Raw genomic sequence first — 13,248 nt, 5'->3', positions numbered from 1 at the left:
TTACAAATAGTCAGACCAACATGCTACATATCTTAAAGTCCCCAGAAAAGCTGAATTTCTTTCTACAACAAAAAGCGTTATTAGGTGTTTTTTTAATGCTGATGTTGATTTTAAGCATGGGTTCGTGTAAAGACCAAGCCAAGTTGGTATCTGAAAAAGAACCTGTTAAGGAAGAAGTAGCGCATGTACCCTTTAAAAAAGTAAAAACATACGAGGACATTAACGTATCCCGAAACGTTAGAATAGCTGAGTATTTTGAGTATATAGACTCCTTAGTGGTGCGCTATGATTCTATTGTGCCCTATCCGTTATCTGAACATCTATTGGTGCGTAATAATCCGTGGATTATAGATACGCTGGCAAATACGGATTATTACCGTATGAAGGCCAGAGATTCATTTGTATATGATCAAAGACAAATGATAGCACTGCCAAAAGAAGTGTATTACATCTTCCGGATTCTACAAAAGCCTGCCATATATTGGACGATTTAGCCCATACGGAGATTGATGTGAACATCCCTGAATTTAAGCTTCGTATTTATCAGGATTCTATTTTAAAGGATGAGTTTACGGTGAGGGTAGGACAGGATAAACAACGCTACCTGAAAATGGGAGATCGTATAACGGATTTGCGAACCAAAACGGGAGAGGGAACGATTGTTAGACATGCCAAGCATCCTGATTTTTATAATCCCGTAAACGGTAAGCCATATTATGTAACGCATCGTGACGATGGAAAACTTACGCAAATGCCTCAAATTCCATGGATGGAAACCGAAATTAATGGTGTCAGAAACGGACAGATGATTCACCCTACAACCAATCCCAAAACTTTAGGAAAGGCCTATTCACATGGGTGCATAGGTACTCGTGAAGCAGATGCTTGGGTAATTTATTACTACGCTCCGTTGGGCACGAAAGTAAGAATACGGTATGACCTAGACACGCATTTTGAAGGTTCGGTAGTTTCTGTTTTAAAAGATATTTATGGGGTAGAGAAGTAGCTGCTACTGTTCTTTTAGATGAGTAGGGTCATACGCCTTATTCGCTATAGTAGGAACGGGAGCTTTCGTTTGTGTTTGCCATATATTCAGTTCTTCATAAAGCTGTTTGGTCTTAGCTGGGTTTTGTTTCGCTATGTTATTTTTCTCACCTATATCAGTCCTTAGATTATAAAGTTCTAATTCTCCGTCTTCAAAATATTCATGTAGTTTCCATTCTCCTGAAATAATTACGGAACCTGGGCGAGTTCTAAAAAGAGGGTCTCTGCCTTGGTCTTTTAATTGGTCATACTTCTGAAGATAGATGGGGAAGTGAAAATAGAGGTTACGTTCAGCGAGTTCGCCTCCATATAAAATAGGTTCAAGATTTACACCATCAAGAAGTTTAGCTTTGTTCTGAGGTCTTGCAATATTCTGAAGTGTGGGGTAGAAATCTAAATTGCTGACGGCTACTGTAGAGGTCGATTTTGGTTTTATTTTCCTTACCACTTTATAATCAGAGGAACCCGAATACCACCTTCGTAATAGGAACCTTTTCCCGCTCTTAACGGATTCTGTTCGGAGATAGCCCGTATGCCTCCATTGTCCGAGGTGAAAATTACTACGGTGTTTTCTTCAAGATTATTTTGTTTTAAAGCATGTAACAACTTGCCCACATTTTGGTCCATAGAATATACCATTGCAGCATAATCTGGTCTATTTTGTCCATTCTGCCCGCTTTTCGCTTCAAACTTGGCTACTAATTCTTTTTTACCCATAATAGGCGTATGCACCGTGTAATAAGGCATGTAAAGGAAAAAAGTAGTGTCTTTGTTTTTCTCTATATAACTTATGGCTTCGTTCGTCAACCTATCCGTTAGGTATTCGCCATTTTCGCCATTGGTAATGTTGTCTATTTTATATGGGGGAAAGTAACCGCCTTTACTCTGGGTTTCCTTTTGCACTTCCACCTATATTAACATCAATTCCTTGAATACTGGGGTCGTTACCCACATGCCATTTGCCAAAACTACCTGTAACATACCCAGCTGATTTAAGCATCTGAGGAAGGGTAAAAATGGAGTCATTGAGATGGTCGGTATTTTTAATCGGAATTAATTTTCGGTTTTTTGTGTTTCCTCTATCAGACGGACTCACCGTATAAACACCATGCCTAGGTGTATTTAAACCAGAGATAAGACAGGCTCTACTAGGGGCACAGTTTGCAGCACCCGCATAGGCATTATAAAATACCATGCCTTCTTCCGCCAAAGCATCTAAGTTTGGAGTTTCATAATATTGGCTACCCATAAAACCAACATCCTTATAACCAAGGTCGTCTATGTTTATAAGAACGATATTTGGTTTTTTGTGCTCTGTTATGTCGATTTTAACAGGTTTGCAAGAGTGTAATGCATATATACATACCAGTGTTGTGCACAAGGTTTTATTAATGGGAAGAGTCATATGGGCATCTAATTAGTTCAGCTGATTAGCGTTCCTTAAAGGGATAGCGTTCTGGGATAATAGAACTGTGAAAATATTTATATTCCACAGATTACAAAGGGCTATAATGAGTCGTTTAAGGGATACAAATGTTGAACTTGTATGATAAAGGGATGGTTATCTATTGCTCATTAGATATATTAACGGTTGTATTCGCTTCTTCATAAAACTGCTTGGCATACTCTGTAGGACTCATTTCATATTCTTTACTGAAGCACTTGCTAAAATATTTCTGGTTACTGAAACCAGTCATATAGGCAACTTCTGAAATATACATTTTGTTATTTTTTAATAACTGGGCAGCTCGTTTCAGACGAATTCGTTTTATAAAATTTACAGGAGTATCATTATTAATGGCTTGTACTTTACGGTACAAATTGGCCCTGCTCATACCAGCCTCAGAAGCTAAAAATTCAACATTAAGATGTTTGTCATCAATAGATTCTTCTATTATGGTTACCAGCTTGCGTATAAATTTTTCATCGTTAGAATCTACTTCTATTTCAGAGGGTTCTGGTGTAATAATTTTACTGTATTTACTTTTGAGGTCTTCACGAGTGTTGAACGTATTTTTTACCTTCCACTTTACAAATTCTAGGCTAAACGGTTTTTCTATATAATCATCCGCACCTAAGCTAAGACACTCAATTTTTGTTTCCTCAGAGTTTTTAGCGGTGAGCATAAAAATAGGGATGGTCTTTGTTTCTGGATTATCCTTTACTTTTTGCAACATAGAAATACCATCTTCTATGGGCATAAGAATATCACAGATAATTAGGTCAGGCCGATGTGCTAAGCAGGTAGTGTATCCTTCTTTACCGTTGCATGCTTCAATTACATTAAAATCGGTTTTTAATTCATCTTTTACCATAGATCTTAGGTCCTCATGATCTTCTACAAGTAGAATTAATGGTTTGGACGTTTGGAGCGCTTTAGGTTTTGTCTCGAATTCTGATGAAATTTCTTCAATCACTTGGAATTCAGAGTTTTTAATAAAATTCTTGGTAAGAGGTGTACCTCGGTCAATGCGCTCTTTTTTAAGATATCGGTTTTTGTGAATCGGCAGATAGAAAGTGAATTCTGTGAATGTATTTTCCTCACTCTCTACTTGTATGGTACCATGATGCCTTTCGATGAGTTTTTGCACCAATTCCATCCCTATTCCCGTCCCAGGTATTTGATTACTGTATTTTTTAGTAGCTTGATAATAGCGATCAAAAATTTGCTCAATATCTTCCTGCGGAATACCTATGCCATTATCCCTAACACTACATTTAATATAGGAACCCATTCTAAACTTTTTACTGAAATGACTTTTCTCTCTTCCAGAGGCCAGTCCTAATGAAACCCTAATGACTCCCTTTTTAGGAGTGTATTTGAATGCATTGGACAAGAGATTAAATAGAATTTTTTCTAGAATATCTACATCGTACCATCCCACAATCTTAGTTTCCTCTGTAACAAATTGGTAGTCTATATCGTAGATCTTAGCAAAGTCATTAAAGGCGTTTTTGATAATTTCAATATCGTTAACGATGTTGTTTTTAGAAATCTGTAGTTTAAGCTTCCCTTCGTCAAATTTCCGGATATCCATCAACTGATTAATAAGCCTGTGCATTCTTAAGGTATTATTGTAAATTCTTTGAGAGGTGATAGGGCTTAACGTAAACTTTTTCTCTTTCACCACTTTTTCAATAGTACCTAGAATTAGGGCTAATGGCGTACGTAACTCATGAGAAATATCAGTGAAGAACACCATTTTCATGCGGTTCATTTCATTGTCTTTTTCTCTACTTACCGTTTCCGCTACTAGTTTCTTTTTTAATCTATACCAGCGTTTAATAACTAGCCAAGTAGTATAAATGGAAGTTATTAGTAGAAGAAAATATAGAATAAAAGCCATATTACTTTTCCAATAAGGAGGGCTGATTTGAAAATGAAAAGTGGCTGGATTATCGTTCCAGACCCCGTCACTATTAGAACTTTTTACTTTAAAGGTGTAGCTGCCCGGAGGTAGGTCATTGTAATTGGCATTTCTGTTAGATGCTTTTGTATAGTGCCAGAAATCATTTGTGCCTTCAAGTATATAAGCAAATTCATTTTTATTGGGCGCGGTAAATTCTAAGGTAGAGAACTCAAAAGCAATGTTATTTCTGTTATGTGCTAACTTAAGACTGTCTGTAGTATTTAGATATTTTTTTGAATGATTCTCTTTATTGGCGGTATTTGATTTGTCAAAATCTCCAAAAATGGTGTAGTTCGTTATTATGGTGTTGGGTACTGATGATTCCTTTTTATAGTTTTTAGCGTTTACCGAAAAGAAGCCTCCGGGGCAACCAAAATAGATTTTTCCATCTTCACCAACTGCGCTTGAATTAAATGTAAAGTGACTCTCGGTAACACCATCTTCAATACTAAAATTGACAAATTTTTCTTTTTTGATATCAAATCTGGAAATACCGTCTCGGGTACTTAACCATAAATTTTCAGAAACATCTCTTTCAATACTAGCAACTGTTGTGGACACTAAGCCTTCATTTTTACCATAGCTTTTAATAGTTTGGGCTGCTTGGTCGTAAAAATTGAGACCGCCGCCTCTGGTGCCTATCCATAGATTGCCTTTATCATCTTCACGCAGACATAAAATAGCATTTGAACTCAGGCCATCTTTCAATGAAGGGTTGAATACTTTAATTTCTTCATTAATCAAGTTTACCTTAAAAAGGCCGTCACCACGGGTACCAATCCACATATTTTGATTACGGTCTAGATGCATTACTGAGACATTTTTTCCAAAAAGGGTAGAAATGACCTTGCTTTTAAAAGCATTTTTTTCCTGTTTAGGGGTTACTATACTTATTCCTCCGCCCCAAAGCCCAACCCATATTTCATCTTTACCCAGAGGAACCAAGTCACGTATGTTGTAGTTGTATTTTTTGAGCGTATCAAATTGTACCTTTTTAGTATGGTCGCTATAATTTTTAGAGAGAAAAAGGGTTTTTCCGGAGGCAAAAAGTATTTCTTTCTGAGAATAATATTCTTTTACAACGCTATAATCTTCATTGGCGGCAGCTAGTAATCTATTGGTATTTGTCTTTAAATCGTAACTGTATAAACCAACATGATTATAGGTTACCAGCAATTCATTTTTATTTGTTTTTAACAGGGATTGGGTAAAGTGGTTGTTTAGATTGTTATTGATGGTAGTATATTCAAAAATTGAATTCCTATCAATATGTTTTTTGATGCCTTTATTGGTAGCCACCCATAGATTTTTATATCGATCTATAATTAAAGAGTTTATTCGGTTTTCATAAGGTGTACTGTCGGTCTTTTGACCATCGGTTATTTTGGTAAAAACATATGAAGTATTGGTTTTTTCCCCTTTGTACAAACCGGATTGGGTACTGGCCCAAATAGTTGCTGAACCTAAATCTGTTGAGATAGAGGTAAATTCCGTGTTGGTTTGATTCTTTTTATTGAAGACGTCTATAGTTTCCAATATCTTGAGTTGAAAATCGGTTTTACCATATTGAAGAAGAAACATACCCTCATTTGTAGCAGCCAATAAAGTGTTGTTTTCTAAGGGAGTTAGAAAGGATACATTTTTAGAGAATCCCGTTTCTACCAACATATCATCTGTATTGAGTGCCAAGATGCCTTTGGGCGTAGCGAACCAATTTCGTCCAAAGAGGTCTTCGGAGAAGTCGTTAATGGTTTTATCGTTGGTCCAGATTTTACTGTTCTGTTTGTAGTTCAGTTGGGTGTGAAATTCAATGTTACCTATATCCTCCTGCGGAACAACCTTAACAATACCAGTATTTTTTAGATTCACCCATATTGTACCATCTTTAGATTTGCCAAGAATACCAGTTGTATTGTTCTTGTAAAACCCTTTAAAGCTATTGGTTTTTCTATGGTAGAGTATTAAGTAACTCTCACTGCCAAGCCATAAATTCCCGTAGCTGTCTTCTATAATAGAATTAATACTGTTGTTAGGTATAGATTTTTCATCAAAGACATCATATTGATTTTCAACCAAGGAATGACCATCATATCTATATAACCCACTATCGGTACCTAACCATAAATAGCCTAAATGATCTTCGTAGATAACGTTGGTTCTTTTATTAAAACGGCTATCATCTATATGTAAAGAATGAAAATAGGTATTGGTGTTTTGTGCGGCACAATTTACCCCTGAACAAAGTAGTATTAAAAAGAGGAGAACTTGTTTCATAAGAGCGGTTTGGTCAAAGTGGTCTTTTAAGTATGGTATAGTTCAAATAAATAATCTGGTTAAGCCAACTATGTTTTTGGGTTATTTTTTTAAGCTGAGTTGAGATGTACGCGTGTAATTCTGTGGTAAAGGGTTAAAATATGTACTAAATATAGGATATAAATGTTGCATGAGTCGCCTCTAGAGCCCGTAAAACGGTCATCTGCAACATATGTATACCAATATGAGATAAATGCGCTAAAACTCTAGAATATATTTACCCTAAGGCTTTTAACTCAACAAAGGGCCACTATTTAACTAACAATAAACCACTATGAATTTAAAAAGAATGTTATTGCTACTGCTGTTCTTCGGCATGGTGTCGCTTCAGGCACAGCAAAATTTAACAGGAACCATTACGGATGAGTCTGGCCAACCGCTACCAGGGTGTGAATGTTTTAGTAAAAGGAACTACAGTAGGAACCGTGGCCGATTTTGATGGAAACTATACTATAAAAGCAGCCGAGGGTGCTACATTAGAATTTAGTTATTTGGGGTTTGTTACCAAAAGTATTTCGGTAGGAAACGAGACTACCATTAATATGGTACTGCAAGAAGACGTGGCTCTTTTGGAAGAGGTAGTCGTTATTGGGTATGGAACATCTACCAAAAAAGATTTAGTGTCTTCTGTATCTTCAGTTAAATCAGATGTTTTGGAAAACCAACCTGTAGCCAGAGTAGATCAAGCCTTACAAGGGCGTGCTACTGGGGTAGAGGTTACTTCCAACAATGGTACACCGGGTTCTGGTTCTACTATTCGTATTAGGGGTAATAGTTCTATCAACGGAAATAATGATCCGTTATATGTTATTGATGGTTTCATTGCAGGAACAGGTTTTAACCTGAATACGATTAACGTAAACGATATTGCTTCTATTGAAATATTAAAAGATGCCACCGCACTTTCTATATATGGTACAAGGGGTGCTTCTGGGGTAATTTTAATTACTACTAAAAATGGTAAAGGCATGGCGCCAGAAACCGGTAGTTGCCATAAATCATTACCAAAGTTTACAAGGAACGGCAAACCGTATAGATATTCTTGGCGGGCAAGATTTTGTGAACTATAAAAATGAATCGTATCAGTTTACACCGGGACCAGATGGTTTTGGACTTACGGATAGTACATTACCATTGGTTTTAAATCCAGAAACTACGACTACCACAGATTGGTTGGATTTAGTGGAACAACCGGGTTCTATTTCAAATACGGATGTATCCGTAACTGGGAATTCTGAAAATGCCAATTACTTTATCTCTGGAAATTATTTCAATCAAAAAGGGGTTCTTAGAGGCTCTGGATTAGAAAGGGTAAACTTCAGAACCAATCTTGACGTTAGAGTTTCGGATCGGTTTAAGACAGGTATTAGAGCTAATATTACCCACTACAAAATAGAGAATAACAAAGTAGATTATGGTGGGATTGTATCCCAAGTACTACCCATACGTCCGGTGTATTTGGAAGATGGAAGTTTTTCGTTCGAAAACCCTATTAGTGCAGGATTGGAACGTAACCCAGAAGCAGATATACAACTACGTGTAGACCATGATTTGGTTACTCAAGTGATAACCAATGCATATGTAGAATACGAAATAGCTAAAAACCTTTCTTTCAAATCTACTTTTGGTGCTCAGTTAAATTATGTGAAGCAGAACAACTATTTACCATGTATTTTACCAGAGCGGGTAAATGGAGGTTTTGGTCGGATCAATACGAATTTCACGAAGAGCATCTTGAATGAAAACACGTTAAACTACAACTTAGATTTAGATGATCATTCTATAAAAGTGCTAGGTGGTTTTACTTGGCAAAAGGATAATAATGAGAGTACCCGTTCTGAGGCTGATCAATTTCCTAATGATGTTGTGCTTTTCAATAATTTAGCTTTAGGTGATGCTTCAACAGCAGTGGTAGGCTCGGGATATAGTCAACGTACCTTAAGTTCATTCCTAGGTCGTGTTAACTATGGCTACAAAAGTAAATACTTGCTCACGTTGGTTGGTAGGTATGATGGCTCTTCTGTATTTGAAACGGGTAATAAATATGCCTTTTTCCCTTCTATAGGGGCCGCTTGGAATGTAGACGAGGAAAACTTTATGGCGGACTCTGATGTCATTGACAGGTTTAAGCTTAGAGGTAGTTACGGTATTGTTGGAGAGCAAGGGGTCAAAGCATATAATTCTTTAGCAACTTATAATAATACCACAACGGTATTTAATGGCTCCTTAATAAATGGGGTGGCAGTTGGCGATGTACCAAGTAGCGGTTTAAGTTGGGAAACCACCAAACAATTAGATTTGGGTATTGAATTGGGTTTCTTTAATAACAGACTAACTTTTGAAGCCGATTATTATAAAAAGACAACCGAAGATTTATTATTAGCAGTAGCCCTGTCTGGGCAAGTGGGTGCGAACTCCACAACCCAATTACAAAACTTAGGTTCTGTACGAAACAGTGGTTTTGAATTTGGTTTAAATACTGTTAACGTAGAGAATGAGAATTTCCAATGGGAATCCAACCTAAGTATATCTTCTAATAAAAGTGAGATATTGGAGTTGGATGGTCAAGAGTATATTACTTTACAATCCACCGGAAATCAAGGTGGTAATTCTGCAAGGTTAATCGTTGGAGAATCACTACCTACTTTTGTCGGCGCAAAATATTTGGGAACTTATAAAAGCGCAGATGAGATTATTGCAGACGGTAGAGAGGGAAGGTCATTCATTGGTGGTCCTAGATACGAAGATGTTAATGGCGATTCTAATATTAATGATGAGGATTCAGTAGTACTAGGTAGTCCTATACCGGATTTTTACGGTGGGTTTAGAAATACATTTACCTATAAGAACCTTTCGTTAGATGTCTTTTTTCACGGAAGCTATGGTGCTGAAATTTATAATGTACGTTCACAAACGGCTTATTTTGGTAGGGGCGAACAAAATGTTGACCCAATTGTTCTAAATCGCTGGATAGCTGGTGTAAATGAAACTTCAGACGTTCCAAGAGCAGGACCATCCAACAGTCTATTTAATCCTAATAGTAGTTTAAATATTGAAGATGGTTCTTACCTAAGATTAAAAACCATGTCTTTAAATTACAATGTGCCTTTAGAATCAGGAGGGCTTAGTGATGTGTTCAGTTCACTGAACGTTTATGTTACCGGAACAAATCTTTTACTTTTTACAGACTTTACTTTGGGTGATCCTGAGGTAAATAATTTTAGCGATGGAAGCGGTCTTAATTCTGTTTCCCAAGGTTTTGCATCAGGTCAATATCCGTATGCGAAATCAATAACCTTAGGTATAAAAGTAGAATTTTAAAAAAGCAGATATGAAAACTAATATAACGAGTAAATTTTTGATACTACTTATGGGCTTTCTTGTTTTAAGCTCATGCGATGATTTCTTGGAAGAGGATTTAAGAGATCAAATTACACCAGATGCCTTTTTTACAAATGATAAAGAAGCGGAATTGGCTGTAAATGGGGTGTATAGATTGTTGCAAGACAATAATGTGTACAGACAACGTGGGTTAGATAATTATTACACCAGTGGTGCAGATATACAAGCCGCCAATAGAGATGTAAACAGCTCTATTCATAATTACTTAATTCAGGAAGGAACTGCAGATGGCAACGGAACTTGGATACAGTTGTACAAAGTGGTTAATAATACAACGGAATTTATCTCTAATATAGAGGGTAATGAAAGTTTAACTCAAGAGGCTAGAGATAGTAGATTGGGTGAGCTACTTTTTCTAAGAGCACTGGCGTATTATCACTTAACCAATTTATGGGGAGACGTACCTTTTTATACAGAGCAGTTACCTGTCTTGGAAAGGTCTGTATTAGGAAGAACTCCAAAAGCAGAGATAAGAAGTGCTATGAAAGAAGATTTGGCAAGAGCTTTTGATTTGTTGCCTAGTGCTTACTCTGGTAACGATTTAGGTAGAGCTAGTAAATGGGCTGCCGCAACGTTAAAGGCAAAATACCACCTTTTTGATCAGGAATGGGCTTTGGCAAAAGCGGAGTGTGATGTTGTAATAGATGGTGGAGCACACCGGTTATTAGATAATTATGCAGATGTTTTTGATCAGTCAGACCCAAGCAATCAGTACAACGACGAACATATTTATGTAGTTGATTTTGAAGCCGATTATGATGGTTTGTTTACCACAAGAACAGATGATTACAATCCGCGTATTAGAGATGAACCTGCAGGGCGAAATAACGATACTATTGTAAACGGTGTTTCAGGAACTAAAGTAGATATATTTCAAGGTCTATTACGTGATCAAGCCGAAGATATGACCGGTTACGGTTGGTCCGTACCTTTACCAGAATTTGCTTTACAAGAAAACTGGCAAGAAGGAGACCTTAGGTATGATGCTACCATTGTTACTGAGTATTTGGGATGGAAATTAGCGTTTCCTTATTTTAGAAAGAACTGGAATTTGGATCAAGAGAATTCCTTACGTGGCAATCACCCAGAAAATTATATTGTCTTTCGTTTAGCTGATGTATATTTAATGGCGGCAGAGGCTGAAAATGAATTGAACGGTCCTGGAGGCGCTTATTTCTATGTCAATAAAGTTAGAGAAAGAGCATTTGAGCCAGACCAACCATGGACAGGCATGTCTAAAGAAGAATTTAGAGAGGCAATATATGACGAGCGTAAGTTTGAGCTAAGTGCAGAAGGCCACCGAAGAATGGACCTTATACGTTGGGGCATATTGTTAGAAACGGTACAGACCGTTCAACACAGACCGTGGAACAATCCAGCGGCTAACATTCAGCCATATCATGTTTTGTTGCCTGTACCTCAAAACCAGTTAGAGCTGAATCCAAAGTTATTGGAATCAGACCCCACCAACAATGGATACCGATAATTAAAAGGATAAGTATAACTGCCACGGAGTATGATTTCTTACTCCGTGGTACTTACTAAGATTAGAATATGAAACAACTTCTTTATTTTATTTTGCTGGGCACTTTGGTTTTCTCGTGTAAGAACAAGGAAAAAAACAAAGCCGAAGCAACTGAGCCTACTACTGAAATTAGTAATGCTAAACCTAATATCGTCTACATATTGGCAGATGACCTTGGCTACGGCGATCTAAGTTCGTATGGTCAGAAAAAGTTCAATACGCCTCATATAGATAAGCTGGCAGAGAAAGGCATGCTTTTCACGCAGCACTATTCGGGTAGTACGGTTTGTGCACCTTCTAGGTCGGCATTATTAACTGGTATGCACACAGGGCATACTGTTGTTAGGGGAAATAAAGAAATCATGCCAGAAGGCCAATATCCTTTACCGGATAATACTTTTACTATGGCGGAGGCTATGCAAAAAGCAGGCTATGCTACAGGTGCTTTTGGGAAATGGGGACTTGGATTTCCTGGTTCCGAAGGGGATCCTTTAAACCAAGGTTTTGATACCTTTTTTGGGTACAATTGTCAGCGGTTGGGGCATAATTATTACCCAGACCATCTATGGGCAAATAAAGATTCATTGGTGCTCAAAGGGAATTTAGGAAAGAATAAAGGGACTTACGCACCATAGTTGATTCATGAAAAAACGTTGGAGTTTATAGAATTGAACAAAGACAATCCGTTCTTCTTATATGTGGCATCTATTATTCCACATGCGGAATTGGCTGCTCCTGAAGAAATCATGGAGAAAAACAGAGGTAAATTCCTCCAGAAACACCTTATGAAGGTGTTGATGATGGTCCAGAGTTTAACCAAGGGCCATATAGGTCACAAAAAGAACCGCACACGGCATTTGTTTCCATGGTACAATTATTAGATGCGCAAGTTGGAGAAATCGTGGCAAAGTTAGAGGAGTTAGGTATTGCGGATAATACCGTAGTGGTCTTTACTTCAGATAATGGCCCGCATACAGAAGGTGGCGCAGACCCAGAATATTTTGATAGTAATGGACCGTTTCGAGGCACAAAAAGAGACCTTTACGAAGGTGGGATTAGAGTTCCTATGATTGCGGCTTGGCCTGGAAAAATTAGACCGGGAAGTACAACGGAGCTGGTATCTGCTTTTTGGGACGTGTTTCCAACATTTTCAGAAATAGCTGGTATTGAAACGCCTGAAGGCTTAGATGGTATTTCATTTTTACCCACACTTTTAGGTCACGAAGACTTGCAAAAAAATCATGAATACCTGTATTGGGAATTTCATGAAAAAGGCGGTAGACAGGCCATTCGTAAAGATAATTGGAAAGCGGTAAAGTATGATGTTTTCGGTGGGGCAGATGTTGCCATTAAACTATACGACCTTACTACAGATATTGGGGAGCAGAATAATGTAGCTGAGAAAAACCCAGAAGTCATAAAGGAAATGAAAACGCTTTTTGAAAATGCACGTACGCCTTCTGATGTGTTTACTTTCAGTCAAGAGACCTATTTAGACAGCAAATAAGATAATCGTTAGTTTTAGTTAATCGTTAGTTTTAGTTAATTGTTTTT

General features: G+C 37.4%; 12 protein-coding genes. 8 read left to right on the top strand and 4 right to left on the bottom strand.

What is annotated here, in order from left to right; translation table 11 throughout:
- Positions 1–20: 20 nt before the first annotated feature.
- Together Q5W13_RS00720 and Q5W13_RS00715 are read left to right on the top strand one after the other, a co-directional pair.
- The gene (locus Q5W13_RS00720; protein WP_304445009.1) at positions 21–494 is read left to right on the top strand and encodes a hypothetical protein; all 474 of its coding nucleotides are present in this window, start codon (positions 21–23) and stop codon (positions 492–494) included.
- A complete protein-coding gene (locus tag Q5W13_RS00715) occupies positions 482–1,006 on the top strand; it encodes a L,D-transpeptidase (protein ID WP_304445008.1) in 525 nt (174 codons plus the stop codon). The genes Q5W13_RS00720 and Q5W13_RS00715 overlap by 13 nt, the downstream gene beginning before the upstream one ends.
- A gap of 3 nt (positions 1,007–1,009) precedes the next feature.
- On the opposite strand, the gene Q5W13_RS00710 is transcribed toward Q5W13_RS00715, so the two are convergent.
- From Q5W13_RS00710 to Q5W13_RS00695, 4 genes are all read right to left on the bottom strand, one after another.
- Positions 1,010–1,492 carry a sulfatase/phosphatase domain-containing protein gene (locus Q5W13_RS00710; protein WP_304445007.1) on the bottom strand — a complete coding sequence of 161 codons (483 nt, stop codon included), beginning with the start codon at positions 1,490–1,492 and terminating at the stop codon, positions 1,010–1,012.
- A complete protein-coding gene (locus tag Q5W13_RS00705) occupies positions 1,486–1,947 on the bottom strand; it encodes a sulfatase-like hydrolase/transferase (protein ID WP_304445006.1) in 462 nt (153 codons plus the stop codon). The genes Q5W13_RS00710 and Q5W13_RS00705 overlap by 7 nt, the downstream gene beginning before the upstream one ends.
- Positions 1,925–2,425, bottom strand: coding sequence for a sulfatase-like hydrolase/transferase (locus Q5W13_RS00700; RefSeq protein WP_304445005.1), 501 nt, complete (start codon positions 2,423–2,425; stop codon positions 1,925–1,927). Before Q5W13_RS00700 ends, Q5W13_RS00705 begins: the two co-directional genes overlap by 23 nt.
- 184 nt (positions 2,426–2,609) lie before the next feature.
- A complete protein-coding gene (locus Q5W13_RS00695; RefSeq protein WP_304445004.1) occupies positions 2,610–6,728 on the bottom strand; it encodes an ATP-binding protein in 4,119 nt (1,372 codons plus the stop codon).
- Positions 6,729–7,129: 401 nt separating this feature from the next.
- On the opposite strand from Q5W13_RS00695, the gene Q5W13_RS00690 reads away from it, so the two are divergent.
- The 6 genes from Q5W13_RS00690 to Q5W13_RS00665 all read left to right on the top strand — a co-directional run bounded on the left by Q5W13_RS00690 (position 7,130) and on the right by Q5W13_RS00665 (position 13,201).
- Complete coding sequence (locus Q5W13_RS00690; RefSeq protein ID WP_304445003.1) at positions 7,130–7,837, top strand: TonB-dependent receptor plug domain-containing protein; 708 nt, start codon at positions 7,130–7,132, stop codon at positions 7,835–7,837.
- Entirely contained in the window at positions 7,725–10,088 is a 2,364-nt protein-coding gene (locus Q5W13_RS00685; RefSeq protein WP_304445002.1) for a SusC/RagA family TonB-linked outer membrane protein, read from the top strand. The genes Q5W13_RS00690 and Q5W13_RS00685 overlap by 113 nt, the downstream gene beginning before the upstream one ends.
- Positions 10,089–10,098: 10 nt before the next feature.
- Positions 10,099–11,655 (top strand): RagB/SusD family nutrient uptake outer membrane protein, encoded by a 1,557-nt coding sequence (locus Q5W13_RS00680; protein WP_304445001.1) that lies wholly within the window; start codon positions 10,099–10,101, stop codon positions 11,653–11,655.
- Between the two features lie 68 nt (positions 11,656–11,723).
- The gene (locus tag Q5W13_RS00675) at positions 11,724–12,329 is read left to right on the top strand and encodes a sulfatase-like hydrolase/transferase (RefSeq protein WP_304445000.1); all 606 of its coding nucleotides are present in this window, start codon (positions 11,724–11,726) and stop codon (positions 12,327–12,329) included.
- On the top strand, positions 12,330–12,575 hold the full coding sequence (locus Q5W13_RS00670) for a hypothetical protein (RefSeq protein WP_304444999.1): 246 nt from the start codon (positions 12,330–12,332) through the stop codon (positions 12,573–12,575). It abuts the gene before it with no gap.
- Positions 12,560–13,201, top strand: a complete 642-nt coding sequence (locus Q5W13_RS00665; RefSeq protein ID WP_304444998.1) for a sulfatase-like hydrolase/transferase — start codon at positions 12,560–12,562, stop codon at positions 13,199–13,201. The genes Q5W13_RS00670 and Q5W13_RS00665 overlap by 16 nt, the downstream gene beginning before the upstream one ends.
- Positions 13,202–13,248 lie beyond the last annotated feature (47 nt).

Origin of the sequence: Zobellia laminariae (assembly GCF_030553095.1) — a bacterium.
GTDB lineage: Bacteria > Bacteroidota > Bacteroidia > Flavobacteriales > Flavobacteriaceae > Zobellia > Zobellia laminariae.
The sequence above is the reverse complement of the archived record's forward strand: the minus strand, read 5'-3'. Positions and strand labels throughout refer to the sequence as shown.

What these genes read in the sequence shown, in the direction of transcription:
- Q5W13_RS00720 (WP_304445009.1), top strand. Translation starts at nt 21, where the DNA reads ATGCTACATATCTTAAAGTCCCCAGAAAAGCTGAATTTCTTTCTACAA.
- Q5W13_RS00675 (WP_304445000.1), top strand. Translation starts at nt 11,724, where the DNA reads ATGAAACAACTTCTTTATTTTATTTTGCTGGGCACTTTGGTTTTCTCG.
- Q5W13_RS00685 (WP_304445002.1), top strand. Translation starts at nt 7,725, where the DNA reads ATGGTAAAGGCATGGCGCCAGAAACCGGTAGTTGCCATAAATCATTAC.
- Q5W13_RS00680 (WP_304445001.1), top strand. Translation starts at nt 10,099, where the DNA reads ATGAAAACTAATATAACGAGTAAATTTTTGATACTACTTATGGGCTTT.
- Q5W13_RS00690 (WP_304445003.1), top strand. Translation starts at nt 7,130, where the DNA reads ATGAGTCTGGCCAACCGCTACCAGGGTGTGAATGTTTTAGTAAAAGGA.
- Q5W13_RS00695 (WP_304445004.1), bottom strand. Translation starts at nt 6,728, where the DNA reads ATGAAACAAGTTCTCCTCTTTTTAATACTACTTTGTTCAGGGGTAAAT.
- Q5W13_RS00665 (WP_304444998.1), top strand. Translation starts at nt 12,560, where the DNA reads ATGGTACAATTATTAGATGCGCAAGTTGGAGAAATCGTGGCAAAGTTA.